Annotated in this window: 25 protein-coding genes; 22 read left to right on the forward strand and 3 right to left on the reverse strand. The window is 69.6% G+C overall.

All coding sequences use genetic code 11. From position 1 onward, the window contains the following. The first annotated feature begins 4 nt into the window (after positions 1-4). The 6 genes from FJ108_01115 to FJ108_01140 are packed head-to-tail and all read left to right on the forward strand — an operon-like array spanning position 5 to position 4,925. On the forward strand, positions 5-445 hold the full coding sequence (locus FJ108_01115) for an RpiB/LacA/LacB family sugar-phosphate isomerase (protein ID MBM4334499.1): 441 nt from the start codon (positions 5-7) through the stop codon (positions 443-445). Next, positions 442-2,019 carry an alkaline phosphatase gene (locus FJ108_01120; GenBank protein ID MBM4334500.1) on the forward strand — a complete coding sequence of 526 codons (1,578 nt, stop codon included), beginning with the start codon at positions 442-444 and terminating at the stop codon, positions 2,017-2,019. Before FJ108_01115 ends, FJ108_01120 begins: the two co-directional genes overlap by 4 nt. A 19-nt stretch (positions 2,020-2,038) precedes the next feature. After that, positions 2,039-3,289, forward strand: coding sequence for an FAD-dependent oxidoreductase (locus FJ108_01125; protein ID MBM4334501.1), 1,251 nt, complete (start codon positions 2,039-2,041; stop codon positions 3,287-3,289). A 3-nt stretch (positions 3,290-3,292) separates the two neighbouring features. Beyond that, entirely contained in the window at positions 3,293-3,823 is a 531-nt protein-coding gene (locus FJ108_01130) for a DUF488 domain-containing protein (protein MBM4334502.1), read from the forward strand. Positions 3,824-3,883: 60 nt separating this feature from the next. Then, complete coding sequence (locus FJ108_01135) at positions 3,884-4,345, forward strand: hypothetical protein (protein ID MBM4334503.1); 462 nt, start codon at positions 3,884-3,886, stop codon at positions 4,343-4,345. A gap of 49 nt (positions 4,346-4,394) precedes the next feature. Further along, positions 4,395-4,925 carry a hypothetical protein gene (locus tag FJ108_01140; GenBank protein MBM4334504.1) on the forward strand — a complete coding sequence of 177 codons (531 nt, stop codon included), beginning with the start codon at positions 4,395-4,397 and terminating at the stop codon, positions 4,923-4,925. Here FJ108_01140 and FJ108_01145 read toward each other — a convergent pair. Then, positions 4,885-5,625, reverse strand: coding sequence for an EVE domain-containing protein (locus FJ108_01145; protein ID MBM4334505.1), 741 nt, complete (start codon positions 5,623-5,625; stop codon positions 4,885-4,887). The two genes, FJ108_01140 and FJ108_01145, sit on opposite strands and share 41 nt — an antisense overlap. After that, entirely contained in the window at positions 5,355-6,512 is a 1,158-nt protein-coding gene (locus FJ108_01150) for a zinc-binding dehydrogenase (GenBank protein ID MBM4334506.1), read from the reverse strand. Before FJ108_01150 ends, FJ108_01145 begins: the two co-directional genes overlap by 271 nt. Between FJ108_01150 and FJ108_01155 the strand changes: the two genes are divergently transcribed. From FJ108_01155 to FJ108_01215, 13 genes are all read left to right on the forward strand, one after another. Beyond that, the gene (locus FJ108_01155) at positions 6,511-7,242 is read left to right on the forward strand and encodes a FadR family transcriptional regulator (protein ID MBM4334507.1); all 732 of its coding nucleotides are present in this window, start codon (positions 6,511-6,513) and stop codon (positions 7,240-7,242) included. The genes FJ108_01150 and FJ108_01155 overlap by 2 nt on opposite strands. A 72-nt stretch (positions 7,243-7,314) precedes the next feature. After that, positions 7,315-7,923, forward strand: coding sequence for a methyltransferase domain-containing protein (locus FJ108_01160; protein ID MBM4334508.1), 609 nt, complete (start codon positions 7,315-7,317; stop codon positions 7,921-7,923). Further along, positions 7,866-8,660: a dienelactone hydrolase family protein gene (locus tag FJ108_01165; GenBank protein ID MBM4334509.1), complete on the forward strand. Its 795-nt coding sequence runs from the start codon at positions 7,866-7,868 to the stop codon at positions 8,658-8,660. The genes FJ108_01160 and FJ108_01165 overlap by 58 nt, the downstream gene beginning before the upstream one ends. A gap of 2 nt (positions 8,661-8,662) precedes the next feature. Beyond that, entirely contained in the window at positions 8,663-9,046 is a 384-nt protein-coding gene (locus tag FJ108_01170; protein ID MBM4334510.1) for a hypothetical protein, read from the forward strand. Between the two features lie 29 nt (positions 9,047-9,075). Beyond that, complete coding sequence (locus FJ108_01175; GenBank protein ID MBM4334511.1) at positions 9,076-10,332, forward strand: alpha/beta hydrolase; 1,257 nt, start codon at positions 9,076-9,078, stop codon at positions 10,330-10,332. A gap of 9 nt (positions 10,333-10,341) precedes the next feature. Further along, on the forward strand, positions 10,342-10,959 hold the full coding sequence (locus FJ108_01180) for a histidine phosphatase family protein (protein ID MBM4334512.1): 618 nt from the start codon (positions 10,342-10,344) through the stop codon (positions 10,957-10,959). A gap of 100 nt (positions 10,960-11,059) precedes the next feature. Beyond that, on the forward strand, positions 11,060-11,656 hold the full coding sequence (locus FJ108_01185; protein MBM4334513.1) for a cytochrome c3 family protein: 597 nt from the start codon (positions 11,060-11,062) through the stop codon (positions 11,654-11,656). 24 nt (positions 11,657-11,680) lie between these two features. Continuing rightward, positions 11,681-14,674 (forward strand): 4Fe-4S dicluster domain-containing protein, encoded by a 2,994-nt coding sequence (locus FJ108_01190; GenBank protein ID MBM4334514.1) that lies wholly within the window; start codon positions 11,681-11,683, stop codon positions 14,672-14,674. A gap of 6 nt (positions 14,675-14,680) precedes the next feature. After that, entirely contained in the window at positions 14,681-16,021 is a 1,341-nt protein-coding gene (locus tag FJ108_01195; GenBank protein MBM4334515.1) for a hydrogenase, read from the forward strand. Then, a complete protein-coding gene (locus tag FJ108_01200; GenBank protein MBM4334516.1) occupies positions 16,021-16,524 on the forward strand; it encodes a DUF3341 domain-containing protein in 504 nt (167 codons plus the stop codon). The genes FJ108_01195 and FJ108_01200 overlap by 1 nt, the downstream gene beginning before the upstream one ends. Beyond that, positions 16,511-17,056: a c-type cytochrome gene (locus FJ108_01205; protein MBM4334517.1), complete on the forward strand. Its 546-nt coding sequence runs from the start codon at positions 16,511-16,513 to the stop codon at positions 17,054-17,056. Before FJ108_01200 ends, FJ108_01205 begins: the two co-directional genes overlap by 14 nt. Beyond that, complete coding sequence (locus FJ108_01210; protein MBM4334518.1) at positions 17,053-18,348, forward strand: hypothetical protein; 1,296 nt, start codon at positions 17,053-17,055, stop codon at positions 18,346-18,348. Before FJ108_01205 ends, FJ108_01210 begins: the two co-directional genes overlap by 4 nt. A gap of 57 nt (positions 18,349-18,405) precedes the next feature. After that, entirely contained in the window at positions 18,406-23,496 is a 5,091-nt protein-coding gene (locus FJ108_01215; protein MBM4334519.1) for an ATP-grasp domain-containing protein, read from the forward strand. A 4-nt stretch (positions 23,497-23,500) separates the two neighbouring features. On the opposite strand, the gene FJ108_01220 is transcribed toward FJ108_01215, so the two are convergent. After that, positions 23,501-23,908 carry a phosphoribosyl-AMP cyclohydrolase gene (locus FJ108_01220; protein MBM4334520.1) on the reverse strand — a complete coding sequence of 136 codons (408 nt, stop codon included), beginning with the start codon at positions 23,906-23,908 and terminating at the stop codon, positions 23,501-23,503. Between the two features lie 62 nt (positions 23,909-23,970). On the opposite strand from FJ108_01220, the gene FJ108_01225 reads away from it, so the two are divergent. The 3 genes from FJ108_01225 to FJ108_01235 all read left to right on the forward strand — a co-directional run. After that, positions 23,971-24,270, forward strand: a complete 300-nt coding sequence (locus FJ108_01225) for a cytochrome c (protein ID MBM4334521.1) — start codon at positions 23,971-23,973, stop codon at positions 24,268-24,270. Between the two features lie 37 nt (positions 24,271-24,307). Continuing rightward, a complete protein-coding gene (locus tag FJ108_01230) occupies positions 24,308-24,979 on the forward strand; it encodes a response regulator (protein ID MBM4334522.1) in 672 nt (223 codons plus the stop codon). Then, positions 24,976-25,615: HAMP domain-containing protein (locus FJ108_01235; GenBank protein ID MBM4334523.1), on the forward strand; the 640-nt coding region annotated here is incomplete at its 3' end. The genes FJ108_01230 and FJ108_01235, both read left to right, overlap by 4 nt.

Here is a 25,615-nt window from a genome sequence, read left to right on the forward strand (position 1 = left end):
GATCATGAGGATCGCGCTCGCCGCAGATCACGCGGGCTTCGAGTTCAAGGCGCGTCTCGCGCGGGAGCTCGGCCGGCTCGGCCACGACGTGACCGACTTCGGCACCGGCTCGACCGAGTCCTGCGACTACCCGGACCACGCGATCCCGGCCGCGCGAGCGGTCGCGGAGGGCAAGGCCGACCGCGCGATCCTGATCTGCACCAACGGGATCGGCATGGCGATGACCGCGAACCGGATTCCCGGCGTACGCGCCGCGCTGATCTACAACGCGCGCACGGCCGTCATGACGCGCAAGCACCACGACTCGAACGCGCTCTGCCTGGGCGCGGGCGAGTTTCCGGCCGAAGAGCTGCTCGCCTGGGTCCGGCTCTGGCTCGACACCGAGTTCGAGGGCGGCCGGCACGCGCGGCGCGTCGGCAAGTTCGAAGCGCTGGACGAGCCTTGATCGCGCGCGTCGCTCTCGCGGCTCTGGCTCTGCCGCTGGCTCTGCTCGGCGCGAGCGCGGCGCGCGCCGGCGACGTCGCTGCCGATGCCTCGTTTCGCGCCGGACGCGAGGCGCTATCGGCCGCGCGCGCCGAGGTCGGAGCAACCCGGCCCGCGCGGAACGTGATCCTGTTCGTCGGCGACGGAATGGGAATCGCGACCGTGACGGCCGCGCGCATCCGCGAAGGCCAGCTGCGCGGCGGGTCGGGCGAGGAGAATCTGCTCGAGTTCGAGCGACTGCCTTTCACCGCGCTCTCGAAGACCTACAACACCGACTTCCAGGTTCCCGACTCGGCCGGCACGATGACGGCGATGGTCTCGGGCGTGAAGACGCGCGCGGGCGTGCTCGGCGTCGCCGAGAGCGTCGCGCGCGGCGACTTCGCGGCCAGCGCGGCCGGGAGCGTGCCGACGCTTCTCGAGCAGGCCGAGGACCGCGGACTCTGGACGGGGGTCGTGACGACCACGACGATCACGCACGCGACGCCCGGCGCCTGTTACGCGCACACGCCCGATCGCAACTGGGAGGGCGACGCGAATCTGCCCGCCGCTGCGCGCGAGGCGGGCTTTCCGGACATCGCGCGGCAGCTCGTCGAGTTCGCGCACGGCGACGGGATCGAGGTCGCGCTCGGCGGCGGGCGCGCGTTCTTCCTGCCCGCGACGCAGGCCGACCCGGAGTACCCGCAGCAGAAGGGCGCGCGCGTGGATGGACGCGACCTGGTCGCAGAGTGGCGATCGCGAAACCCCGGCGGTGTCTACGCCTGGAACGCGGATCAGCTTCTGGCGGTGGACGCGGCCAAGACGCCGAAGCTCTTCGGGCTCTTCGAGCCGAGCCACATGAAGTTCGAAGAGGATCGCGCGACCGACGCTGCCGGCGAGCCGTCGCTCGCGCAGATGACCCGGAAGGCGATCGAGCTGCTCGAACGCGCGCCGAAAGGCTACTTCCTGATGGTCGAGGGCGGGCGGATCGATCACGCGCATCACGCGGGCAACGCCCGCCGCGCGCTCGGCGAGACGATCGAGCTCTCGAACGCGGTGCGGGTCGCTCGCGAGCTCACCGACCCCGCGACGACGCTGATCGTGGTCACGGCCGACCACAGTCACACGTTCACGATCTCGGGCTACCCGAAGCGCGGCAATCCGATCCTCGGCCTCGTCGTGGGCTCGTCCGGCGAGAGCCCGCTCGGCACGACGCCGGCGCCGGATCTCACCGGCCTGCCATACACGACGCTCGGCTACGCGAACGGCCCCGGCTACGTCGGCGCGAGCGACGCGCAGCCCGAGGGCCCCAAGCGCCTGCCGCACTTCGCCAAGAGATCGAGCGCGCCCAAGCTCGGCCGACCCGATCTCTCCGACGTGGACACGGAGTCGTCGCTGTATCTGCAGGAGGCGACGCTGCCGCTCGCCTCGGAGACGCACGGCGGCGAGGACGTTCCCGTCTACGCGGGCGGACCGAGCGCGGCGCTCTTCCACGGCTCTCGCGAGCAGAGCTTCATCTATCACGCGCTGGCGGCGGCGCTCGGCATCGCGTCGCCCTGACGCGCCGGATTCGCAGCGTATGAGCGAGCGTTTCGACGCGATCGTGATCGGCGGCGGGGTCGTCGGTGCGGCGAGCGCACATCACCTGGCCGAGCGCGGCGCGAGCGTGGTCCTGCTCGAGCGCGGCGAGATCTGCTCCGGCGCGTCGTACGGAAACGCGGGCTGGATCTTCCCGAGTCACGGCACACCGCTTCCCGCGCCGGGCGTGATCGGACAGGCGCTGCGCTGGCTCTTCGATCCCGAGAGCCCGTTCTACGTGAAGCCGCGACTCGACCTCGAGCTCGTTCGCTGGCTCGCAGGCTTTCTTCGCGCCGCAACGGCGACGCGAGCGCGGGAGACGCTGCGGCTGAATCGCGAGCTCTCGCTCGCGAACCTGGCGCTCTGCGCGGAGCTCGCGTCCCGGCCGGGCGTCGAGATCGGCTTCGCCCGACGCGGGCTGATCGTGCTCTGCGAAAGCGAGGCGGGTCTCGCGGCCGCGCACCACGAAGACGGAGTCCTGCGCGAGCTCGGCGGCGACGGCCGGGCCCTCTCGCCGGCCGACGTTCGCGAGCTCGCGCCGCGCGTCGCGGGCGCGATCACCGGCGGCGTGCTCTTCCCCGTCGACGCGCACGTCCAGCCGGCGCGGCTGGTCGCGGAGCTGGCGAGGCTCGCGGTCGCGCGCGGCGCGCGGATCCGGACCGGCCACGAGGTGCTCGCGATCGCGCGCGACGGGCGCCGCATCACGCACGTGCGCACCACGCGCGGGGACTTCGAAGCCGGAGAGGTCGTGATCGCGGGCGGAGCCTGGTCGCCGCAGATCTCGCGAGATCTCGGTCTCCGGCTCCCGGTGCAGGGCGCGAAGGGCTACAGCATCACCGTTCGGTGTCCCTCCGATTTCGGCGAGACACCGATCATGCTCTCCGAGTCGAAGGTCTTCGTCACGCCCATGGGCGAGGTCCTGCGCTTCGGCGGCACGCTCGAGCTCGCGGGGCTGGATCTCTCGGTGAACCTGCGCCGCGTGCGCGCCGTGGAGCGCGCCGTCGCGCGCGTGCTGCCGGGCGTGGAGACCGAGCCGCACGTCGAGACCTGGCGGGGTTTGCGGCCGCTCACGCCGGACGATCGCCCCATCCTCGGCCGCACCCGGAAGTTCGACAATCTCGTGATCGCCACCGGCCACGGAATGAGCGGGATATCGCAGGGCGTGATCAGCGGTAGGCTCGTGGCCGAGATCGTCGCCGGCGAGCGCACCGGTCTCGACCTCGCGCCGTTCTCGCCGGATCGATTCGGATAGCCCGTGGAGATTTCGAGCGTCGGCCACTCGTCGCTCACACGCGCGGAGCTCGTGAGCCTGCTCGGGGAGAGCCGGATCGCGCTGGTCGCCGACGTGCGACGCTTTCCGGTGTCGAAGCGCCACCCGCAGCACGCCCGGCCCTCGCTCGAAGCCGGGCTTCGCGCCGCGGGGATCGACTACGTCTTTCTCGGCAGCGAGCTCGGCGGGCGCCTTTCGCCTGCGATCCCGATCGAGCGCTCGGCGAACCGCGCGCTCCGCGAGCCTGCCCTCCGGGCCTACGCCGACGCGCTCGGATCGCAGCCGTTCGAGGCCGGGCTCGCTCGGCTCGAGTCGCTCGCGCACGAGCGGAGCTGCGCCTTCCTGTGCGCGGAGCGCGACTGGCGGCAGTGTCACCGGCGCATCCTCTCCGACGCCCTGGTCGCGCGCGGCTGGCGCGTCGTCCACCTCGCGCATCCGAGCTCCCGCGAGCTGCACGTTCTCGATCCGCTGGCGCGGGTCCAGGGCGGCCGGCTCTGCTACCCGTCGCTGCTCTAGGGCCGGGCTCGCGGGGGGATCTAAAGCCGGCCCGTGCGTCGCGTCGAAGAGGCATGAGACATGCGCGCCCTGCTCGCCTCGCTCGCGCTGCTGCTCGCGGGTCCGCCCACGCCATCGATCGGCGAGCCGGCGCGTGACGTGGATCGGGCGTCGTTCCCCGGCGTCCTGGTCACGGTGCGCACGATCGCGATCGACGGGCTCGAGGGGCTCGGCGTCGACGAGAACGCGCTGCTCGAGCAGAGCGTGCATCTCGCCTGGGACGAGGGTCAGATTCCGCCGGGCTGGGTGGCGCCGCGCGCGCGGAGCTTCGGACGCCCGGTTCCGCTCTGGCAGCTCGGTGGCACCGACCGCAGGGGACGGGTCCTTCACGGCTCCGCGCTCGGCGCGCTGCTCGGCGAGCTCGAACGGGCGCTGCGCGAGCGCGGCGTGTCGAACGTGCGCATCGCGCTGGACGGGAACGCGCTCTCGCGCCTGTCTACACCGGGAAGCGACGGCCTGCTGCTCCTGCGCGTCCGCCGCTAGCACGGGCTCGGCCGGCGGGGTACGCTCGGTCTCTCCCACGGAGGCAAGCATGCGGCGGATCCTCGGCTCCCTGATGGTACTGGCGCTGGTCCTGGTCGGCGGTTGCAAGGATTCCGCCGAGAAGGCGGACGGTCCTTCTGCCGAAGGCGCGCCGATCCGCGCGCGAAGCTTCCCCGAGATCTGGATCGACCTGCTGGCCGAGCGCGATCGCGTCCAGGCGGTGGTCTCGAAGGGCACCGACATGTGGCACCCGGAGTGCAAAGAGGTCGCCGACTCCGCGACCCGGATCGACGCCCTCGCCGCGGAGCTCGGCCAGCGCGTGGCGGAGCAGCTCAGCGAAGGCGCTCGTCAGCGTGGCATCTCGGAGCTGATCGTATACCTGCAGGTCACCGCGTCGACGTTGCGCGAGAACGGGATCGCGGAGGTCGTGGGCGCCATGCCGGGGCTCATGATCGCGCTCGACGACATCCTCCAGAATCTGGAGAAGCGCTTCACTCCCGAGGAGATCGGCAGCGAGAGCGTGGTCACTCGGCCCGGCTTCAACCCGGTCCGTCCGCCTCCGCCGCCCTCGCCGATCTGAGCGCGAGTCCGCGCGGCAGGGTCGTGCGGCCGATCTCGAGCAGGCGATCGAACTGCGGCTTCGAGAGCGGCATCACCGAGAGCCTCGGTTGCGTCACGAGCGCGAGTCTCCCGAGCGCGCGATCGGCGCGGATCTCGGCGAGCGGTACGGGCCGGGCGAAGGGTCTCACGGCCTCGATCCCGACGGCGATCCAGCGCGGGTCGTCGCTGGTCGGGTCAGGGCGCGCGGCCTGGCAGACTCGTGCGATCCCGACGACATCGGCGTCGTGTGAGTGGTAGAAGAGCACGAGGTCGGAGATCGCCATCGCCGCCAGGTTGTTCCGCGCCTGGTGGTTGCGCACGCCCTCCCAGAGCGTGGTCCGTTCCGCCACCAGCTGCGAGAACGGATAGACCTCGGGTTCGGACTTCAGCAGCCAGAAGGCGGGCGCCGTCAGACGAGCGATCGCAGCGATTCCGGCATCGTCTTCGCGACGCGAATGATCGGAATTCCGGTCTGGCGCGCGTCGTACATCTCGCGCATCGCGCGCGGGAGATCCTCGAAGGCGTAGATCTCCTTGTGCACGGTCGGCTTGAAGACGACGCCGTAGAGCTCGGTGGCCGCGGCGCAGCCCTCGACGGTCTCGTAGTGAGTGTGGTCGATCGTGACCTGCTTCACGGACTGCAGCGTCGAGTTGTAGCTGACCTGCTGCGAGAGCTGCCATCCCGCGGAGACGTTCACGCCGCAGCGCGCGGCGACCGCGAGACCCGCGTCGAAGACCGGTCCGCGCAGCATGTCGCAGACGATGTGCATGTTGACCCCGTTGGTGAGCTTCTTGACCTCGCCGTGGAACGCCTTCACGTCGTCGCGCGAGGCGAAGCGGTTGTACGCCTTCTGGTCGATTCCGCGGATTCCCTGGCGCGACAGCGCCTCGCGGCGGTCGGGGGAGCCGGAGCAGAAGAAGGCATGGTGGCCTTCGGCCTTGGCGAGCATGAGGAAGCACTCGCCGACTCCGCCTCCGAACGAGAGCACGTTCAGGCGTCGCAGCTTGGTGTCGGGCACCTTGAGCCGGAAGATCCCCAGCGCCCGTCGCCACATGTGATAGGCGGTCGGCGCTCGCAGCGGCAGCGCCGCCATCTCCCACAGGCTCAGGCCGCAGTCGAGCGGGGCGGGCACGAGCTGCCACTCGCCGACGACCGCCTCCTCCGCGTACCAGCCGATCGAGTCCGGCTGGTCGTAGGCCCAGATCCGCATCGGGTAGCCGTAGCCGTCGGGCTGACCATTGCAGTGCGTGAGCGCGACGTCGCCGGGCTTGAAGCGTTTGACGTCGCTTCCGACCGCGAGCACCTCGCCGACGGCCGAGTTCCCGGGATAGATCTTCCCGCCGCGAGAGGCCGCGATGCTGTCGGTGTCCGCGAGCACGGCGTGATCGACGTTGTGCTCGCCCGACGCGGCCAGGATGCGCAGATGGACGTCGGCGGGACCGAGCTTGCGAAGCGCGAGCTGATCGAGCTTTATCACGTTCGCGAACTCGAAGCTGGAGACGTCGCCGCCGACGCGCTCCTTCTCGGCGACGATGTCCGCGGCGCTGATCGAGTAGGCTTTGACCATGCCAGCGATGATGAACGCGACGCCCACCGAGATCAAGTCGCCGCTCCTGCTCGACGAGGTCGTGGCGCGGATCCGGCAGAAGATCCTCGACGGGTCGTTCGCGCCAGGGGAGCGCCTGCCGGCCGAGCGCGAGCTCGCCTCGAGCCTGCGCGTGAATCGCAGCTCGATCCGCGAGGCGCTGAAGAAGCTCGAGCAGCTGCGCCTGGTCGAGATCCAGCCCGGCTCGGGAGCGCGCGTGCGGGACGCGGAGCACGCGAGCTTCGAGATCGTCTCGTCGCTGATCTCGGACGGCGGCGAGTCCGACGCGGCGGGCGTCCGGGAGCTGCTCGAGCTGCGCGAGATCGTGCTCGCGGGCACGCTGCAGCTCGCGCTCCTGCGCGCGAGCGACGCCGAGCTCGAAACCTGCGCGGCGGATCTGCGCCGCGCGGCCAGCCTGGAGCGCTCCGACGCCGAGTTTCTCGAGTCGCTCCGCGAGCTGCAGGTCGTGTTCGCGCGAATGACTCACAACCGGGTGCTCCGGATCCTCGCGAACTCTCTCTCGCGCTTTCTCGCGGAGCAGGGCCCGCTTCGCGCGCCGGGCGATCTGGTCGCGGAGCGGAAGAAGCTGCGACCGCTGCTGCAGCGTCTCGGAGTCTCGATCTCGGCCCGCGATTCCGAGACGGCCGATCGGGCGGGACGCGAGCTGCTGCGCCGTTCCACCAAGCTCTTCGCGGACGGAATCCGGACCTGACGGTTGACCCTGTGCACGCGGCGCGATAAAACCCGTCGGGCCCGGTGCATTGCCGCCTAGGAGCAGGTTTCGATGAAGTCCCCCGCGCGTCCACGAGCCTCGACCGCCCGCCAGTCGCTCGAGTTCTTCAAGGGCTTCCTGAAGAACCCGCGCGAGGTCGGATCGGTGATTCCGAGCTCGCGGTTCCTCACGCGGCGGACTCTCGAGTGCGGCGGCATCGCGCAGGCGCGCGTCATCGTCGAGCTCGGTCCCGGAACCGGCGTGCTGACTCGCCACGCGCTCGAGCGGATGCGACCGGACGCCAAGCTCGTGGCGATCGAGATCAGCTCCGACTTCGTCGAGGTGCTGCGCAAGGAGCTTCCCGACCCGCGGCTCTACATCCACCACGGCAGCGCGACCGAGATCGAGGCGGCGCTGGCGAAGGTGGGCGAGTCGAAGGCCGACCTGGTGATGAGCGGAATCCCGTTCTCGACGCTCGAGCACGGGGTCGGCTTCGCGACGCTGCAGGCGGCCAAGCGGGTACTCGGCCCCGACGGCCGCTTCGTCGCCTACCAGTTCCGCAGCAAGGTGAAGGATCTCGGCGAGCCCGTCTTCGGCGCGCGGCCCGAGACCCACAGCGGCTTCTGGAACGTTCCGCCGATGAAGATCTACGTGTGGAGGCAGCGCGAGGCGCTCGCGTGAACGTCGAGTTCGCGAGCGGCCCCGAGCGGCTCCGCGGCGCGCTCTACCTGCCCGAGCAGATTCCGGGCGATACTCGAACGCGGCTGCCGCGGCCGGGCGTGATCGTGATCCACGACGTCTGGGGTCTGTACGATCCGTACCACCGCGCCGCGGAGCGCCTGGCCCGCGCCGGATTCGTCGCCCTGGCGCTCGATCTGTACTCGCGCGGCGAGAAGCCCGGCACGCCGGCGGACATGCCCGCCGTGATGCGGTTCCTGCATCGCCTGCCGGATCGGCGCGTGCTCTCCGACATCGCGGCGGCGGTCGCCTGGCTCGGTTCGCGGCCCGAGGTCGCGGGGCGAAAAGTCGGGCTCACCGGCTTCTGCATGGGCGGGAAGTACGCGTGTCTCGCCGCCGCGCGCTGCGCCGGACTGTCGGCGGTGGTCTCCTGGTACGGACTGCTGCGCGCGGACGCGATCGACGAGGCGAATCCGGAGCACGCGTCGGACGCGCTCGCAGATCTCGCCATCCCGCTGCTCGCGCTGTTCGGCTCCGAGGACGTGTTCATTCCCCTGGCCGAGGTCGAGGAGCTGCGCGCGAAGGCTGCCTCGCGCGGGTTGCCGCTCGAGACCGTGGTCTACACCGGAGCGGGTCACGCGTTCGCCAACGAGTCCCGCGCCGAGAGCTACCGGTCCGAGGCCGCGGCCGACGCGTGGCAGCGGGCGATCGCATTCCTGTCGCGAGAGCTGGAGGGCTAGCCGTGGATCGGCCGACGAAGCAGGAGCTCCTGGCTGCCGTGCGGAGCTTCCTCGAGAAGGACCTGCTGCCCGAGCTCGAGGGCGTGCGGCGCTTCCACGCCCGCGTCTCGATCAACGCGCTCGGCATCGTGCTGCGCGAGCTCGAGCTCGAGGGCGTGCACAGAGCCGCGCAGCATGCGCGCCTCTGCGAGCTGCTCGGCAGGGTCGATGCGAAGCCGACCGATCCGCGCGAGCTGGAGCGCTCGGTCGAGGCGCTGGAACGCGAGCTCTGCGCGCGGATCCGCGGCGGATTCGGAGCCGAGGGCGAGGCGCGATCGCGCCTGCTCGCGCACCTCCGCGCGACGACCGCCGAGCGTCTGGAAGTCTCGAACCCGAGCTATTCCTGAGCTAAGCTCGCGCCCGCCGGCACGGAGGGGTGGTGAGCGAGTTCGGTGGATCGGTGGCGCAGCTTCGCGCCGTCGCGACGAGCGTCGACGACGTCGAGTTCTCCGATCTCCACACCCGCGAGGAGCTCGCTGTCCGCACCGAGGACGGCTGGACCCTCGCGCTCACGCGCTACCGCCCGCGCGCGCAGTCCTTCCCGCAGCCGCTTCTGGGCGTGCCGCTGCTGCTCGTGCACGGCTACACGCAGAACCGTCGCGCCTGGAGCTCGGGCGAGTTCGTGAAGAGCATGCTCTACTTCGGCGCCGATCTGTTCCTGCTCGAGCTACGCGGTCACGGCAAGAGCGGAGTCGAGCAACAGAGGCGCGAGGCGCGGGCGAACGGCGGCGAGCTGCCCGCGGATCTCGACTATCTCTGGGATCTCGACTCACATCTGCTTCTCGATCTTCCTGCCGCCGTCGCCGAAGTGAAACGCATTTCCGGACGTGAGCGGATCTTCTACTGCGGTCACAGCCTAGGAGGCATCCTCGGCTACGCCTACGCGACGCTCTTCGACGATCTTCAGGGCCTGATCACGATCGGCTCCCCGTCCGACTTCGCGCGCCTGCCGGTGTGGCTGCGTCTGCTCGCGTGGGGGCCGGTGCTGGGATTCCCCGCGATCGACGTTCTGCTCGCCGGTGCGAACCTGCTGCGCGTGGGCGCTCGCACGGTGCAGCGCCTTCCCGGGCTCACGGCTCCGACGCGCGAGTTCTCGCCCTGGCGCTTCCGGCGCCTGCCGTTCCGAGCCGCGTTCCGCTGGTTCGAGGAGAATCTGCGCAGCGCCGTTCAGGCGCCGCTCACCGGGCGTCTGCCGTTCAGTCGACCGCTGCTGTATCAGCCGCGGAACGTGGCGCTCGGCGCGCTCCGGCCGCTGCTTCGCGAGGGCGGCAACGACGAGCCGCGCGCCACGCTCGAGCAGCTGGCTCGCTGGGCGAGGCGCGGCGAGCTCACCAGCCCGCAGCTTCGACACGACATCGCGGCGGCGTTCCCGCGCATCCGCATACCGCTCGCGATCTTCTTCGGCGACGAGGATCCGCTCGCTTCGGTCCGGACCACGAGAAACGTCTACCGGGCCGCGTCGAGCGAGTATCTGCTCTGGCGCCCGGTGAGAGGGAACAGTCACCTCGATCTGACCATGGGCTACGACATCCGGCAGATCTGCTACGACGTGAAGAACCTGATGAGCTACGCGCTAGACCACGAGAACGGCGGAACGTCACTGCCGCGCCGCCGCCGGGCGCGCGCGGGCTGAAGTCGCGCTTTGGAGCTTCTGCTCGTCCGGCACGGCGCGACCGAGGAGCTGCACGCGCGACGCTACGGCGACCACGGCCTGTCGGAGGAGGGCCGGGCGCAAGCAGCCGCGCTCGCCCATTCGCTTCGCGAGAGGCCCTTCGACGTCTGTCTGGTGTCGCCGCTGCGCCGCGCCAAGGAGACGGCCGGGATTCTCGTTCGCGGTCGAGGGATCGCTCTCCGCACGCACGACTGCCTCGCCGAGGGCGCGCTCGGGCGGCTCGACGGCGTCGATCACGGGGAAGCCCTGCGCCGCTGGCCCGACGACTTCCGTCTGGGCCGCACGGTGCTGGCGCGGCTCTCGGCTTCCGGCTTCACCGCGCCCGGGGGCGAAAGCCGCGCGGCCTTCCTCGCGCGGGCGCGCGAAGCTCAGGCGTTGTGCCAGGCGCTTCTCTTCGACGAAAGTGCGCGCGCGCTGGTCGTCTCGCACGGAGGGCTGCTCGCGTACCTGGTCCAGCTTCTTCTGGGGCGCGAACCCCGCGACGACGCGGCGCTCGGCTTCGATTTCTGCGGCGTCGCGCGCGTGATCTCCTATCGCGAGGATCCCGCGTTCGGCCCGTTCGCGATGCTTCGATTCGCCCCGGTCTGAGGACCGATTCCAGCCTCGCAGCGATTTGATGCATGGACGATTCCGGCCTGTGCGCAGGCTTGACCCGCCTGTGCGGCGCGGGTAACTATGCGCCCGCAACATGGAACCGCGGAAGCGAACCCTCATCGGGCTCTGTCTCGTCGGAATTTGTGCGTCCGTGCTCACCGCGACCGCGGCGGGCCTCTACGAATACACGCCTGAGGAGCAGACCGGCCCCGAACAGCCGATCGCGTTCAACCACGAGATCCACGCCGGCTCGGTCGAGGCGGGAAATCTCGGCATGCAGTGTCTCTACTGCCACGGCCCCGCAGCGCGCGGCCAGCACGCGACCGTGCCTCCGGTCTCCACCTGCCTCGGCTGTCACAACCACGTGAAGGTCGGACGAACCGAGGGATCGGCGGAAGAGATCGCCAAGATCCAGGAGTTCGCCGCGAAGGGCGAGTCGATCCCCTGGATCCGGATCCACGATCTTCCGGACCACGTGCAGTTCAAGCACATGCGTCACGTGAACGCGGGCGTCGCGTGCCAGGAGTGTCATGGCGAGGTCCAGAACATGAAGCGCGTCTATCTCGTGCCGCAGATGCAGTTCACCAGGCGCAGTCTGTGGACTCCCTCGCAGAAGCTCGAGATGGGCTGGTGCATGGAGTGCCACCTCGAGCGCGGCGGGTCCGACGACTGCGCGGCCTGCCACTACTAGAAGAACCGGGGACCGAGACACACCATGCCGGAGATCGATCGCCGAGACTTCCTGAAGATCGTGGGCATGACCGCGGGCGCTGCGGCGACCGTCGCGTGCAACGAGCCGATCCAGAAGATCATCCCGTACCTGAATCAGCCCACGGAAGTGATTCCGGGGCTCGCGACCTGGTACAACAGCACTTGCAGAGCGTGCCCGGCGGCCTGCTCGGTGCGCGTGAAGACGCGCGAAGGCCGGCCGATCAAGATCGAGGGAAATCCGGAAGATCCGCTCTCGCGCGGCCGCGTCTGCGTGCGCGGCGAGCTCGGCCTGATGCAGACCTACGACCACGGCCGCTTCAAGGGCCCGATGAAGCGCGTGGTCGACCCCGACGGCTCGAGCTCCCACGTCGCCGTGACCTGGGAGGAGGGCGCGACGCTGCTGGTCGATGCGCTGCGCGCGAATCCCGGCAAGGCCTTCTTCCTCGGTGGACACGAGACGGGGACGCGCGATGCGCTGATCGATCAGGCACTCGCGGCGATCGGCTCCGCCGGCCAGCGGCTGCGCTTCGAGCCGTACGCCCACGAGGCGCTGCGCCGCGCCAACGAGCTGGTCTTCGGAACTCGCGCGGTGCCGCAGTTCCGGATCGGCGAAGCCGACGTTCTGATCGCCTTCGGCACCGACTTCCTCGAGACCTGGCTCTCGCCGCTCGCCAACCAGATCGCCTACTCGGAGGCCCGCGCCGAAGGCAAGGGCTTCGCGAGCTTCGTCGGCCCGCGACTCGGTCTCACCGGCGGCAACACCGATCAGTGGCTGGCGCCGACGCCGGGCACCGAGGTGCTCGTCGCGATCGCGCTCGCGAGCGAGGTGGCGAAGATCCGCGGCTCAGCGCCCGACGCGCTGCGCGGCGTGTTCTCCAAGTACTCCGCCGCCTCCGTCGCGGACCGCACGGGGATCGCCGCGCCCGTCCTCTCGAAGCTCGCCGAGCGCATCGCCGCCGCGTCGGCGCCGCTCGCGCTCCCGCCGGGCGTGGAGCTGCAGGGGACCAACGCGGCGCGCTTCGCCGCGGCGGTGCAGATCCTGAACGCGGTCTCCGGAGCCGTGGGCAAGACGCTGGTCTTCGGCGCGGACCACAACGTCGGCCGGCTCGCGCGCTTCCAGGATCTCTCCGAGCTCGCCGGACGGATGCGCGGCGGCGAGATCGGCGTCCTGCTGGTGCACGACACGAACCCGGCGCTCACCGCGCCGCAAGTCGGGCTCGCCGACGCGATCGCGTCGGGAAAGGTCTTCACGGTCAGCTTCGCCAGCGCCCCCGACGAGACCTCGGCGCTCGCCGACCTGATCCTGCCCGACCACACCGCGTACGAAGCATGGGGCGATGCCGAGCCGGTGCGCGGCATCCGGCAGCTGCAGCAGCCCGCCGTGCGTCCGCTCTTCGACACGCGCGCGACCGTCGAGGTTCTGCTCGACGCGGCACGCGCGCTCGGCGCGACGGTTCCCGAGGGCGGCCTGCGCGATCAGCTCAGCGCCGCCTGGGGCGGGCGAGCCAGCTTCGAGGCGGCGCTGGCCGTCGGCGGAGAGCGGCAGAGCGTCGCAGCGACGCCGATCGGTGTCGCGTCCGGCGCGGGCTCGATCGACTTCGAGCCGGCCGCGCTCATTGGCAACGGCGCGGACCCGGTGCTCGTGGTCTACCCGTCGCACCATCTCTTCGACGGCCGACTCACGCGCGTGCAGGCGCTGCACGAGATTCCCGACCCGGTCACCAAGACGATGTGGGGCAGCTACGCGGAGCTGCACCCCGAGACCGCAAGCGCGCTCGGCATCGAGCTCGGCGACGTGCTCTCCGTCACCACCGAAGGCGGAGAGGTCGAGATCACCGCGTTCCCGCACACGGCGATCCGCCCCGGCGTGGTCGCGATCCAGGTCGGACGCGGCACGCTCCCGCGCGATCCCGAGGCCCCGCTCTCAGGACAGGGCACCTGGGGTCGCGACGTGATCGGCGTGAACGCGTTCGAGCTGATTCCGGGCCGCCTCGATTCCGAGAGCGGCGCGCTCGCCTGGCTCTCGACGCGTGCCTCGATCAAGAACACGAAGGTCCGCGCCAACGTCACGCGCGCGCAGATCACGTTCGATCAAGAAGACCGCGGCTTCGGCAAGGCGGTCGGGCTCGCGGCGCTTCCGGAGCTCGAGCCCTGGGGCCGGAAGAGCCACGGCGGCGGGCACGCGAAGAAGGCCGAGGCCGGCCACGAGGCGGCGATGCCGTGGCAGGGCGACGCCGAGCACCTGATGATCCGCGAGTACGACGTGGCAGCGGACGCGCACGAGACGAGTCCGTACCGCTGGGGCATGTCGATCGACCAGGACGCGTGCACCGGCTGCAACGCCTGCATGGCCGCGTGCATCACCGAGAACAACACGCCCGTGGTCGGCCCCACGAACGTGCGAGTCGGGCGCGAGATGCACTGGATCCGCATCGAGCGGTACGTCGAGCAAGTCGGCGAGGGCGAGGTCGACGTCCGGCACACGCCAATGCTCTGCCAGCACTGCGGCGCGGCTCCGTGCGAGAGCGTCTGTCCGGCGCTGGCGACCTACCACAGCGCGGAAGGTCTGAACGTGATGGTGCCCAACCGCTGCATCGGCACGCGGTTCTGTAGCAACAACTGCCCGTACAAGGCGCGTCGCTTCAACCTCTGGTCCTACGACTGGTACCAGCCGGAGCCCGAGAACCTGGCGTTGAACCCGGACGTGATGGTTCGCGCCAAGGGCGTGATGGAGAAGTGCACCTTCTGCGTGCAGCGCATCAACGGCGCGAAGGACGTCGCGCGGCGCGAGGGTCGCGACGTCCACGAGGGCGAGTTCACCGTGGCCTGCGCCCAGGTCTGTCCATCGAACGCGATCACCTTCGGCAACCTGCGCGAACCCGAATCGGCCGTGGCGAAGCTGCGCACCATCCCGCGCGCCTACCGGATCCTGGAACACCTGTATACGCGACCCGCGGTCTCCTATCTGATGTCGATCCGGCGCGTGGAAGAGGCGTAAGCACCCATGGCGGCGATCACCGAACCCGTTCCGCAGACCCCGGACCAGATCAACGACGACATCCTGCGCGTTCTGGAGCCACCCACTCCGCTCTACGTCCTGGGCGTGCTCTTCTGCGCGACCCTCGTCGGAGTGGGCGTGGTCGCGTTCCTGTACCAGACCTACTGGGGACTGGGGCCGACCGGCCTGACCCACCCGGTCATGTGGGGCGTGTACATCACGACCTTCGTGTTCTGGGTCGGCATCGCGCACGCGGGAACGCTGATCTCGGCGATCCTGTTCCTGTTCCGCGCCAAGTGGCGAAACGCGGTGAACCGCGGCGCGGAGTCGATGACCGTCTTCGCGGTTCTGATCGCGGCGATGTTCCCGCTGATCCACATCGGCCGCGTCTACAAGTTCTATTTCATGGTGCCGTACCCGAATCAGCGCGGGCTCTGGGTGAACTTCAAGTCCCCGCTCGTCTGGGATCTGTTCGCGATCAACACGTACATGATCACGTCGATCATGTTCTTCCTGGTCGGGCTGGTGCCGGACCTGGCCGCGGCCCGCGACCGCGTGCGCGACTGGCGGCGGCACCTGTACCGCGTGGCCGCGCTCGGCTGGCGCGGATCGTCGGAGCAGTGGCGGCACTGGTCGCGCGCGGTGCTGCACCTGTCGGGTCTGGCGACGCCGCTGGTCCTCTCGGTGCACAGCGTCGTGTCCTGGGATTTCGCCACGTCGCTGGTGCCGGGCTGGCACACGACGATCTTCGCGCCGTACTTCGTCGCCGGCGCGATCTTCTCCGGCGTCGCCATGGTCATCACCGTGCTCGTGCCGGTGCGCAAGGCCTTCGGGCTCGAGGCCTACCTGCGCAAGGACCACTTCGACAACATGGGCAAGCTGATCCTGCTCACGTCGTCGATCGTCGGGTACGCCTACGGCATGGAGTACTTCATGGCGTGGTACAGCGCGAACCCGTACGAGCAGATGTCGTTCTGGTTCCGCGGCTTCGGTTACCACTGGACCTCGACCTGGATCATGATCAGCTGCAACGTGCTCTCTCCGCTGCCGCTCTGGTTCAAGTGGTGCCGCACGAACGTCGCCTGGATGTGGGTCACCTCGATCTTCATCAACATCGGAATGTGGTTCGAGCGCTACGTCATCATCATGACCGGGCTCTCGCACGAGTACGATCCGGCCGCCTGGGGTTACTACGTCCCGAGTGTCGTCGAACTCACGATCCTCGTCGCGAGCTTCGCGCTGTTCCTCACCATGTTCCTGATCTTCCTGCGGCTCGCGCCCGTGATCGCGATCCAGGAAGTGAAGGAACTCTGGTACGAGGGCCGGAGCGAGAAGGGACATCACTGATGGCGCAGGTGCTAGGAGTCCTGAAGACGCCCGACGAGACGATCTCGGCGATCCACGCGCTGAAGTCGGCGGGCTTCGACGCGCTCGAGGTCTACTCGCCGGTCCCGAGTCACGGGATCGAGGAGGCGCTCGATCGTGGCCCGTCGATGGTTCGTCTGTACACGCTGATCGGCTGCCTGACGGGAGTGTCGTTCGGCTACTTCCTGCAGATCTGGACCGCGTACGAGTGGCCGCTGGTGATCGGCGGCAAGCCGTTCGCGTCGATTCCCGCGTACGCGATCGTGGGCTTCGAGATGAACATCCTGCTCGGTGGTCTCTTCACCGTGCTCTCACTGCTCTTCTTCGGTCTGTGGCGAGCGCGCAAGGGGCACGATGCCTACCAGCCCGGCTTCTCGGGCGATCTCTTCGGCTGCGTGGTCTCGTGCCACGGCGATCAGATCGCGCGCGCGCAGGAGCTGCTGAGGCGCAGCGGCTCGACGGAGGTGCGTGTTGTCGAGAGCTAAGGCACTCGCGGCGCTGGCCGCGGCGCTGGTCGCGTCCGGCTGCTGGGAGCAGGTCGACAAGCACTGGTTCACCCAGATGAAGGACGGGCCGGCAGTGCAGGCGCTCGAGGAGGCTCCGCGGCTTCCGCCCGACGGAACCATTCCGGCCGGCGGCATGGCGCCGCGTCTGCCCGCGGACTACGCGATGCCGCTGATGGCGCCGGAGGGGCGGGTGCTCGCGAATCCGATCGCGGCCACTCCGGAGTCGATCGCGCGCGGCAAGGATCAGTACGAGATCAACTGCGTCGTCTGCCACGGCACCGACGGACTCTCGATTCCGGGTCCGCAGAATCCGGTGATCCTGAAGCTGATGCAGAACGGCGCGGTGGTCTTCCCGCTGGCCGGCATTCCCGCCTACACCGACGGGATGATCTTCTACAAGATCTGGTACGGGAAGCCCAACATGCCCGGCTATCCGCAGATCCCCGAACAGGATCGCTGGCACATCGTCAACTACCTGCGCACGCTGATCAAAGGGGCCCCCCAGCCGTGAGCCACGACGTCGCGACACCCGGATCCCTGCCCAAGGTCCCCGCCGCCATCTTCGGCGCGCTCGTCGTCGTCGGCGCGGTCACGCTGATCTTCGGCGTGGCGAGCTCCGACGCAGAGCTGGCCAATCGCACCTATCGCGTGTTCCTGCACAACTGGCTGCTCTGGGCGGTGCTCTCGAACGGCGCGCTCGTGCTCTCGGCGGGAATGCGGCTCACCAACGCCAACTGGCAGGGGCCGATCCAGCGCGTCGCGGACTCGATGGGCGCGTACCTTCCGGCGTCGCTCCTGCTCTTCTCGGTGATCTACTTCGGCCGCCATCATCTCTTCGAGTGGGTCGAGCACCCGATCCACGGCAAGGAGTTCTGGTTCGAGCCGTCGTTCACATTCACGCGCGACGTGATCGCGCTGCTCTGGATCACGTTCGTCTCGATCTTCTACCAGTACCTGTCGATCCGCCCGATGCTCGGGCGCGCGCGAGAGACCGCGACAGGGCTGCGCGGCGCGATCTACCAGCGCTGGACCGCCGGCTGGCGCGGCGAGGAGCGCGAGCGAGAGATAGCGACGCGGCGCGCGCGCAAGCTCGCGGCGGTGCTCGCCCTGTCGTACGCGATCTGTTACTCGCTGATCGGCATCGACATGATCATGTCGCTCGCCGCCGAGTGGGTGAGCACGATGTTCCCGGCGTACTACGCCTGGGGCGGGTTCCTGTCGGCGATCTCGATGACCACGGTGATCTGCCTGGTCATGCGCAACTCGAGCGCGCTCTCGGGCCAGATCACGACCTCGCGAATCCACGACCTGGGCAAGATGGTCTTCGCGTTCTCGATCTTCTGGATGTACCTGTTCTGGTCGCAGTACTTCGTGATCTGGTACGCGAACATCCCCGAAGAGACCGGCTTCATCGTGAACCGCCTCGGCAGCGAGTTCCTGCAGGACACCTGGTACTTCGCAGGCTACTTCACGCGGCTGGCCGAGCCGTACGTGCACGTGACGCTCGCCGCCTGGTTCCTGATCTGGGTGATTCCGTTCTGGGTTCTGCTGGGCGCGCAACCGAAGAAGACTCCCGCGATCCTCGGGACGGTCGCCGTCGGCTCGCTGCTCGGCTTCTACCTGGAGCGCTACATCCTGGTCACGCCGTCGCTGATCCCGGCGAAGGCCGTGCTGGCGGGCGCCGCGGTCACGCCGTTCGGCGCGGTCGAGCTCGGCATCGCGGCGGGCTTCGTCGGACTCTTCTTCATCTGCTTCCTCGGCTTCGCCAAGGTCTTCCCGGGAACGCTCTCGGCGAGGAGCTGACGCTCGCACGCTCACCGCGAGCCTGCTCTGCTACCATCGCGACGACGAGTATGACCGTTGGGTAGCGAGATCCGACGAATTGCGATCCTGAATCGAGGCGAAGCCGCGACTCGTGCGCTGCGCGCGATTCGCGAGCTCCGCGCCGAAGAGGGCAGCAGCCTCGTCGGAATAGCGCTCTACACGGAGCCCGACGCGGCCGCGCCGTTCGTCCGCGAGGCCGACGAGTCTCTCTCGCTCGGGCCTGCGCTCCGCGCGGCGTCGAACGGAGCGATGCGCCCGGCCTATCTCGATCACGACCGGGTGCTGGCGGCGCTGCGCGCGACCCGCGCCGACGCAGTCTGGCCGGGCTGGGGATTCCTGGCCGAGGATCCGAGCTTCGTCGAGAAGCTCGAGGCCGCCGGGATCGAGTTCCTGGGGCCCTCCGCCGAGACGATGCGACGGCTCGGCGACAAGATCACGAGCAAGCTCATCGCCGAGGCGGCCCGCGTGCCGGTGTCTCCTTGGAGCGGCGGACCCGTGCAGCGGCTCGAGCTTCCCGACCTGGCCAAGCGCATCGGCTTTCCGGTGATGCTGAAGGCGACCGCGGGTGGCGGCGGCCGCGGAATCCGCATGCTTCGCGACGGCGACGATCTGCACGCCGCGTTCGACAGTGCGCAGGCCGAGGCGGCCAACGCGTTCGGCGACGGAACTCTCTTCGTCGAGAAGACGATCACGGGCGCGCGCCACGTCGAGGTGCAGATGGCGGCCGACCGCCACGGAACCGTGCTCGCGCTGGGACTGCGCGACTGCTCGGTGCAGCGGAAGCACCAGAAGGTCGTCGAAGAGGCGCCGCCGCCCGGACTCTCGTCCGCGTTGATGCGCCAGCTCCGAGAGGCCTCGATCCGCCTGCTTCGCGAAGCGAGCTATCGGGGTGTAGCGACCTGCGAGTATCTCGTGATCTCGGCCTGTGGCGAGGAGTCGTTCTACTTTCTAGAGGTCAACCCGCGACTGCAGGTGGAGCACGGAGTCACGGAGCTCCTCACCGACTTCGATCTGGTGAAGGCGCAGATCCGGATCGCTCGCGGCGAGCGTCTGCCCGCCGAGGCGCCCGAGGAGCGCGGCTGCGCGATCGAGGTCCGACTCTGCGCCGAGGATCCCGCCGCGTCGTTCGCGCCTAGCCCCGGCCGGATCGCGCTCCTCGACCTGCCGGCCGGGCCGGGGATCCGCGTCGACGCGGGCATCGCCTCGGGCGGGACGATTCCCTCGGAGTTCGATTCCATGATCGCGAAGATCCTCGCGCGCGGCGCGACCCGCGAAGAGGCGCGCGCGCGACTGGTTCGCGCCGTCTCCGACGCCCGGGTCGTCGTCGAGGGCGGGATGACGAACAAAGGCTTCCTGCTCGACGTGCTCGAGCATCCGGAGTTCCGCAGCGGTGGGGTCACGACCTCGTGGCTCGACGGCACGAGCCTGGCCGCCGCACCCGCGCCGACGATCGAGGCGCTGATCGTGGCCGCGATCGAGACCTACCAGCTCGAGCGCGTGAAGGTGCGCGCGAACTTCTTCGCCGCCGCGGCGCGCGGTCGGCCGCGCGAGATCCCGCCGTCGTCTGGAGCGGAGATCGATCTCGTCTACGCCGGTCAGCCGTACCGGCTGCGGGTGTTCGCGATCGGCGGCTGGACGTACCGGGTCCATTCGGGCAAGAGCGTCGCGCAGGTCTCGCTGCTCGAGCGCGGTCCGTACTCGAGCCTGCTCACGATCGGCGACCTCCGCTCGCAAGTGCTCGTCTCCGGCTCCGACGTCGAGATGAGGGTCGAGATCGACGGGCGACTGCACCGCGTGCTCTGCGACGTCGGCGGAAAGGTGCGTGCGCCATCGCCCGCGCTCCTGATCGAGGTCGCGGTGAAGCCGGGCGAGCGCGTCGAGGTCGGCACGCGACTCGGAATCTTCGAAGCGATGAAGACCGAGACGGCCTTCTTCGCTCCCGTCGCCGGAATCGTGCGCGAGGTTCGCGTGCGGCCGGGCGAGCGCGTCTCCGCGGGCGACGTGATCCTCGTGGTCGAGCCGGTCTCCGGCGCGGTGACCGCGTCGCGAAGCTCCGAGGCGCTCGAGATCCCGGTCGAGGACGATCCGCTCGAGCTGTTCCGCGCCGAGGACGGAAGCCCCGACTTCGAGCGTGCGAGCGCCGAGCCAGCGTCGGTGCGCGCGAACGCGGTCGCATCGCTTCGGAGCGAGATCCGGCGCATCCTGATGGGATACGACGTGAACCCCGAGCGCGCGGAGCGGCTGGTCGAGGTGCTCGAGGCTCCGGTCGCGAAGCTCTCCGACGCTCTGCGCTCCGATCTCGCCCAGCTCGCCGGCGCGGTCGAGATCTTCTCCGACGTCGAGACGCTCTTCTCGCGTTCCCCGACGCGGATCTCCGAAGACGAGCTCGGGCCGTCCAACGACGCGCGAATGGCGATGTACCTGCGGCGCATCGCCGTGCTCGGCGCAGGAATCGATCCCGCCTTCCTGGAGCTCCTGAAGCAGGCTCTCTCGCACTACGGGATCGGGTCGCTCGAGCATTCGGATACGCTCGAGCGCGCAGTGCTCCGGCTGTACGCGACGCGAACCACGCTGGCGCTGCGAAGCCGGCTGATCGGCGCGCTCCTGCACCTGTTGATCGGGCTCGGCGAGCGCGGCGAGACGTTCGCGCGCCGGCCCGAGTTCGCGCTGGCCCTCGACGCGCTCTCGCTCCTGCGCGGCACGGTGGCCCCGAGCGTCGCGGATCTGGGCGCACAGGCGCGTTTCCTGCTCTACGACCGTCCCCGGCACGCCGAGACCGGGCCCCGGCCGAAGTCTCGTGCGGAAATCGCCTTCACGAACGTGGCGGCGCCGGATCCGACGGCGCTCGCGCGGATCGCGGAGTCACTCGGCATGGACGTCGAAGACGCGCGCCGGCTCGAGCTCTGGCGGCTCGAGCTCTTCGAGCTCGAGCGCATCGACGCGTCCGGCTGGAGCGGGATCGACGCCTTCTACGGCGTCTCGCGCGACGACAATCGCGACGAGCGCATCATCTGCTTCGCCGAGGTCGACGACGTCGGAGCCGGCGTGCCGCACTCGCCGGATCTGGCGCTCTTCGAGGAGCGCTTCCACGAGGCGATCGAGGCCATGCGCTCGATCCAGGGCCAACGCGATCCAGACCATCGGCTGCAGTGGAACCGCCTCTACGTCTACGTGCGTCAGCCGATCGCGCTCACGAATCAGCTGCTCACCGAGGCGTTGCGCAGGCTCGCGCCCGAGACGGGACACCTCGGCCTCGAAAAGGTCATCGTCCGGCTCGCGAATCACACCAGCGACGCGCCGGGAGCGGTGCCGCAGATGATCGAGCTGCTGGCGGGCAATCCCACCGGAAGTCGGATCGAGTGGAGCATCCGCACCCCCCATGACCGAAAGCTCGAGCCCGCGACGACCTACGCGCAGCGCGTCGCCTCCGCGCGCGCGCGCGGCCTCACCTACCCCTACGAGGTCGTACGCCTGTTCACCGCTCCGTCCGAGGGCGCAAACGTGGCCGTCGGCGCTCCGACGGGTACCGGCAGCTTCCAGGAGTACGATCTCGCCGCTGACCGGGCAGAGCCGGTGACGCGCCCGCCAGGGCTGAACCGCGCGGGTGTCGTCTTCGGCGTGATCTCGACGCCCACCCGCAAGCACCCCGAGGGCATGCGCCGGGTGCTGATCGCCAGCGACGCGACGCGCGACATGGGAGCGTTGACCGCGGCCGAGTGCGACCGGATCGTCGCCGCGCTCGATCTGGCCGAGCGCGAGCGCCTGCCGGTGGAGTGGGTGGCCGTCTCCGCGGGCGCGCGGATCGCGATGGACAGCGGCACCGAGAATCTCGACGCCACCGCGAGAGTCGTGCGGCGCCTGGTCACGTTCACCGACGCGGGCTACGAGGTGAACCTGGTGCTGCCGGGGATCAACGTCGGCGCCCAGAGCTACTTCGACGCGCTGGCGACCATGGAGCTGCGCTCGCGCGGAATCCTGATCATGCTCGCGAACGCGTCGATGGTTCTCACGGGCCGCGCGGCGCTCGAATTCTCGGGCGGCGTCGCTGCGGAGGACGAGGTCGGGATCGGCGGGTACGAGCGGATCATGGGGCCGAACGGCGAGGCGCAACACCAGGCGCACGACCTCGCCGACGCCTATTCGATCCTGCTCGAGCACTACGCCTGCAGCTATGTCGCGCCCGGTGAGTCCGCGCCGCGCAGGCTCGAGAGCCAGGACCCGATCGATCGCGACGTCTCACTGTCTCCGTACGAGGGGGACGAGGGCTTCTCGAGCATCGGCGAGGTCTTCTCGGCAGAGGCGAACCCCGGGCGCAAGCGACCCTTCGCGATGCGACCGCTGATGCGAGCGGTGGTCGACGCCGACGCCGGATGGCTGGAGCGCTGTCGCGATTGGTCCGCGGCCGAGACCGCGATCATCTGGGACGCGCACCTCGGCGGCCATCCCGTGACGCTGATCGGGATCGAGAGCCGCCAGATTCCGCGCATCGGCTACGTGCCGAACGACGGACCGGACGTGTGGAGCGCGGCGACGCTGTTTCCGCAGTCGTCGAAGAAGGTCGCGCGTGCTCTGAACGCGGCCAGCGGAAATCGTCCGGTCGTGATCCTGGCGAACCTGTCCGGCTTCGACGGCTCGCCGGAGTCGATGCGCCGCGGCGTGCTCGAGTACGGCGCGGAGATCGCGCGCGCGATCGTGCGCTTCCGCGGCCGGATCGTCTTCACCGTCGTGACTCGCTATCACGGCGGCGCCTACGTGGTGTTCTCTCGCGAGCTGAACGACTCGATGCGCGCGGTCGCTCTCGAGGGCAGCTACGCGTCGGTGATCGGCGGGCCGGCCGCGGCTGCGGTGGTCTTCGCGCGCGACGTGCGCCGGCGCGCCCTCGCGGATCCGCGCGTGGCGACCGCCCGCGCCGCCGTGGACGCGGCGACGGATCCCGCGGTGCGTTTGGCCCGCCGCGCGCGGCTCGATCAGATCCTCGACGACGTGATCCTGCAGAAGCAGGCCGAAGTCGCGGCCGAGTTCGACGCGATCCACACCGTCGAGCGCGCGAAGGAGGTCGGGTCGATCGAGGAGATCCTCGGGCCGCGCCACCTGCGCCGCTCGCTGATCCGCTACCTGTCGGAGTAGCGGCTCACGATTCGAGGTGCGCGAGCTCGCGCTCGTCGCGCAGAACCCGGTAGTAGCACTGGCGGCGCGCCTTGCCCGACGCGTACTTCGTGTGACAGACGCCCGCGCGCGGACGGACCCGGTAGAGAAGCGAGTTCTGCTCGCAGTTCACACGCACGTCCACCAGATCCAGCCAGTCGCCGGAAGTCGCTCCCTTGTGCCAGAGCTCGTTTCGCGAGGTGGACCAGAGCACTGCTTGCCGCAGCCGCAGCGTCTCCGCGAGTGCGAGGCGGTTGGCGTAGCCGATGAAGAGAACCTCACCGGTGTCGGCGTGCTGAAGCACGACGGGCAGCACGGCCTGTCCGGTCTCGGCGATCTTGCGCAGCTTCGCGAAGTCGAGCTCCGCGCGCGTTCCCTCTTCGAGGTCATTCATAGGACCGGCACAATACGCTACGCTCGCGCGCCGTGCGAACTCCAAGTGCAGCCATCGTGGTCCTGGGCGTTCTCGGTCTCGCGTGTCAGCCGTCGGTCGGTGAGAACCCGGTCGAGCTCGGCCGGCGCGCCTACGTGGCGAACTGCACCGCCTGCCATCACCTCGATCCGAGCAAGGACGGAACGATCGGCCCGGCCGTCGCCGGAAGCTCGCTCGCGCTGGTCGAGGCCCGCGTGCTCCGCGCCGAGTACCCGCCCGGCTACACGCCGAAGCGCGCCTCGGGCCTGATGCCCGCGCAGCCGTTCCTGAAGGCCCAGATTCCGAACCTGGCCGCCTACCTAGAGTCGCTCGCGCCGAACTGAGGCAGGCCGGCAGCCCACCGGCTAAGCTCGCGCGCGAGTGCGCGTCCTGGTGATCGAAGACGAACGCCGCGTGCGCGGCTTTCTGGAGCGTGGCCTCACCGAGGCCGGCTTCGCGGTCGACGCCGCGGCCGATGGCCAGGCCGGTCTCGACCTCGCGCTCGTGCACCCGTACGACGCGATCGTCCTCGATCTGATGCTCCCGAAGAAGGACGGGCTGTCGGTCCTCCGCGCGCTCCGTGCGGCGGGTCGCTCGGTACCGGTGTTGGTGCTGACGGCGCTCGATGCAATCGACGAACGCGTGCGGGGGCTCGACGCCGGCGCCGACGACTACCTGCCGAAGCCCTTCGCCTTCGCCGAGCTTCTGGCGCGGCTTCGCGCTCTGCTCCGGCGCGGGACGTCGCGGCCGAGCGTGCTCGAGGTCGGCGATCTTCGCGTCGATCTGGTCGCGCGTCGCGTGGAGCGAGGCGGATGCAAGCTCGAGCTCACGGCGAAGGAGTTCGCGCTGCTCGAGTATCTCGCGCGGCATGCGGGCGAAGTCGTCACGCGGACGATGATCTCGGAGCATGTCTGGGACATGAACTTCGACAGCTTCTCGAACGTGATCGACGTGTACATCCGGTACCTGCGCCGGAAGATCGACGACCCGTTCGAGAAGAAGCTGATCCATACCCGGCGCGGCATCGGCTACGTGCTCGCGGAAGAACCGTGAAGACGAGCATCCGCCTGCGGGTTGCTCTCGGCGTCTTCTTCGTCGTCGCGGGACTGGTCACCCTTCAGGACGTCTACGTGCTGAGCCGCTTCGAGCGCGCTCTGCGCCTGGAGACCGATGGCCAGCTCGACGACGAGATCTCGGAGGTGAGCGCGGTCGTCGGAACCGACGGGCTAGCGGCGTGGATCGTCGCAGCGACGGAGCAGCACAGAGAAGATCGGGAGTTGTTCATCGAAGTGCTCGCGGCAGACGGCGTCGCGGTCGCTCGGAGCAGGAACGTCCCGGAGCGCGGCCTGGCTCCTGTCGCTGCAGATGCTGCGAAGGAGCGCGTGCGCCGCTGGGAGCTGCCGCATCCGCGTAGCCGGAGCGGAGCTCGTCTCATCCGCGTCGCCGAGCGTCGCGACGGGCCTTGGATCATCCGCGTTGCCTTGGGGCTGGACGAAGCTCAACGCTGGTACTGGAACCTGCGCCGAAACCTCGTCAGGTCTCTGCCATTGATCGCGGGCCTCGGCGCGCTGGCCGCCTGGTGGGTCGCGAGGCGCATGCTGCGGCCGATCGCGGAGATCATCGCGCGCGCCCGCAGCCTCGGCGCCCTTCCCGATGGGAGCTTGCCGCGAACCGGATCCGGAGACGAGG

It is taken from the genome of Deltaproteobacteria bacterium (genome assembly GCA_016875225.1).
GTDB lineage: Bacteria > Myxococcota_A > UBA9160 > SZUA-336 > SZUA-336 > VGRW01.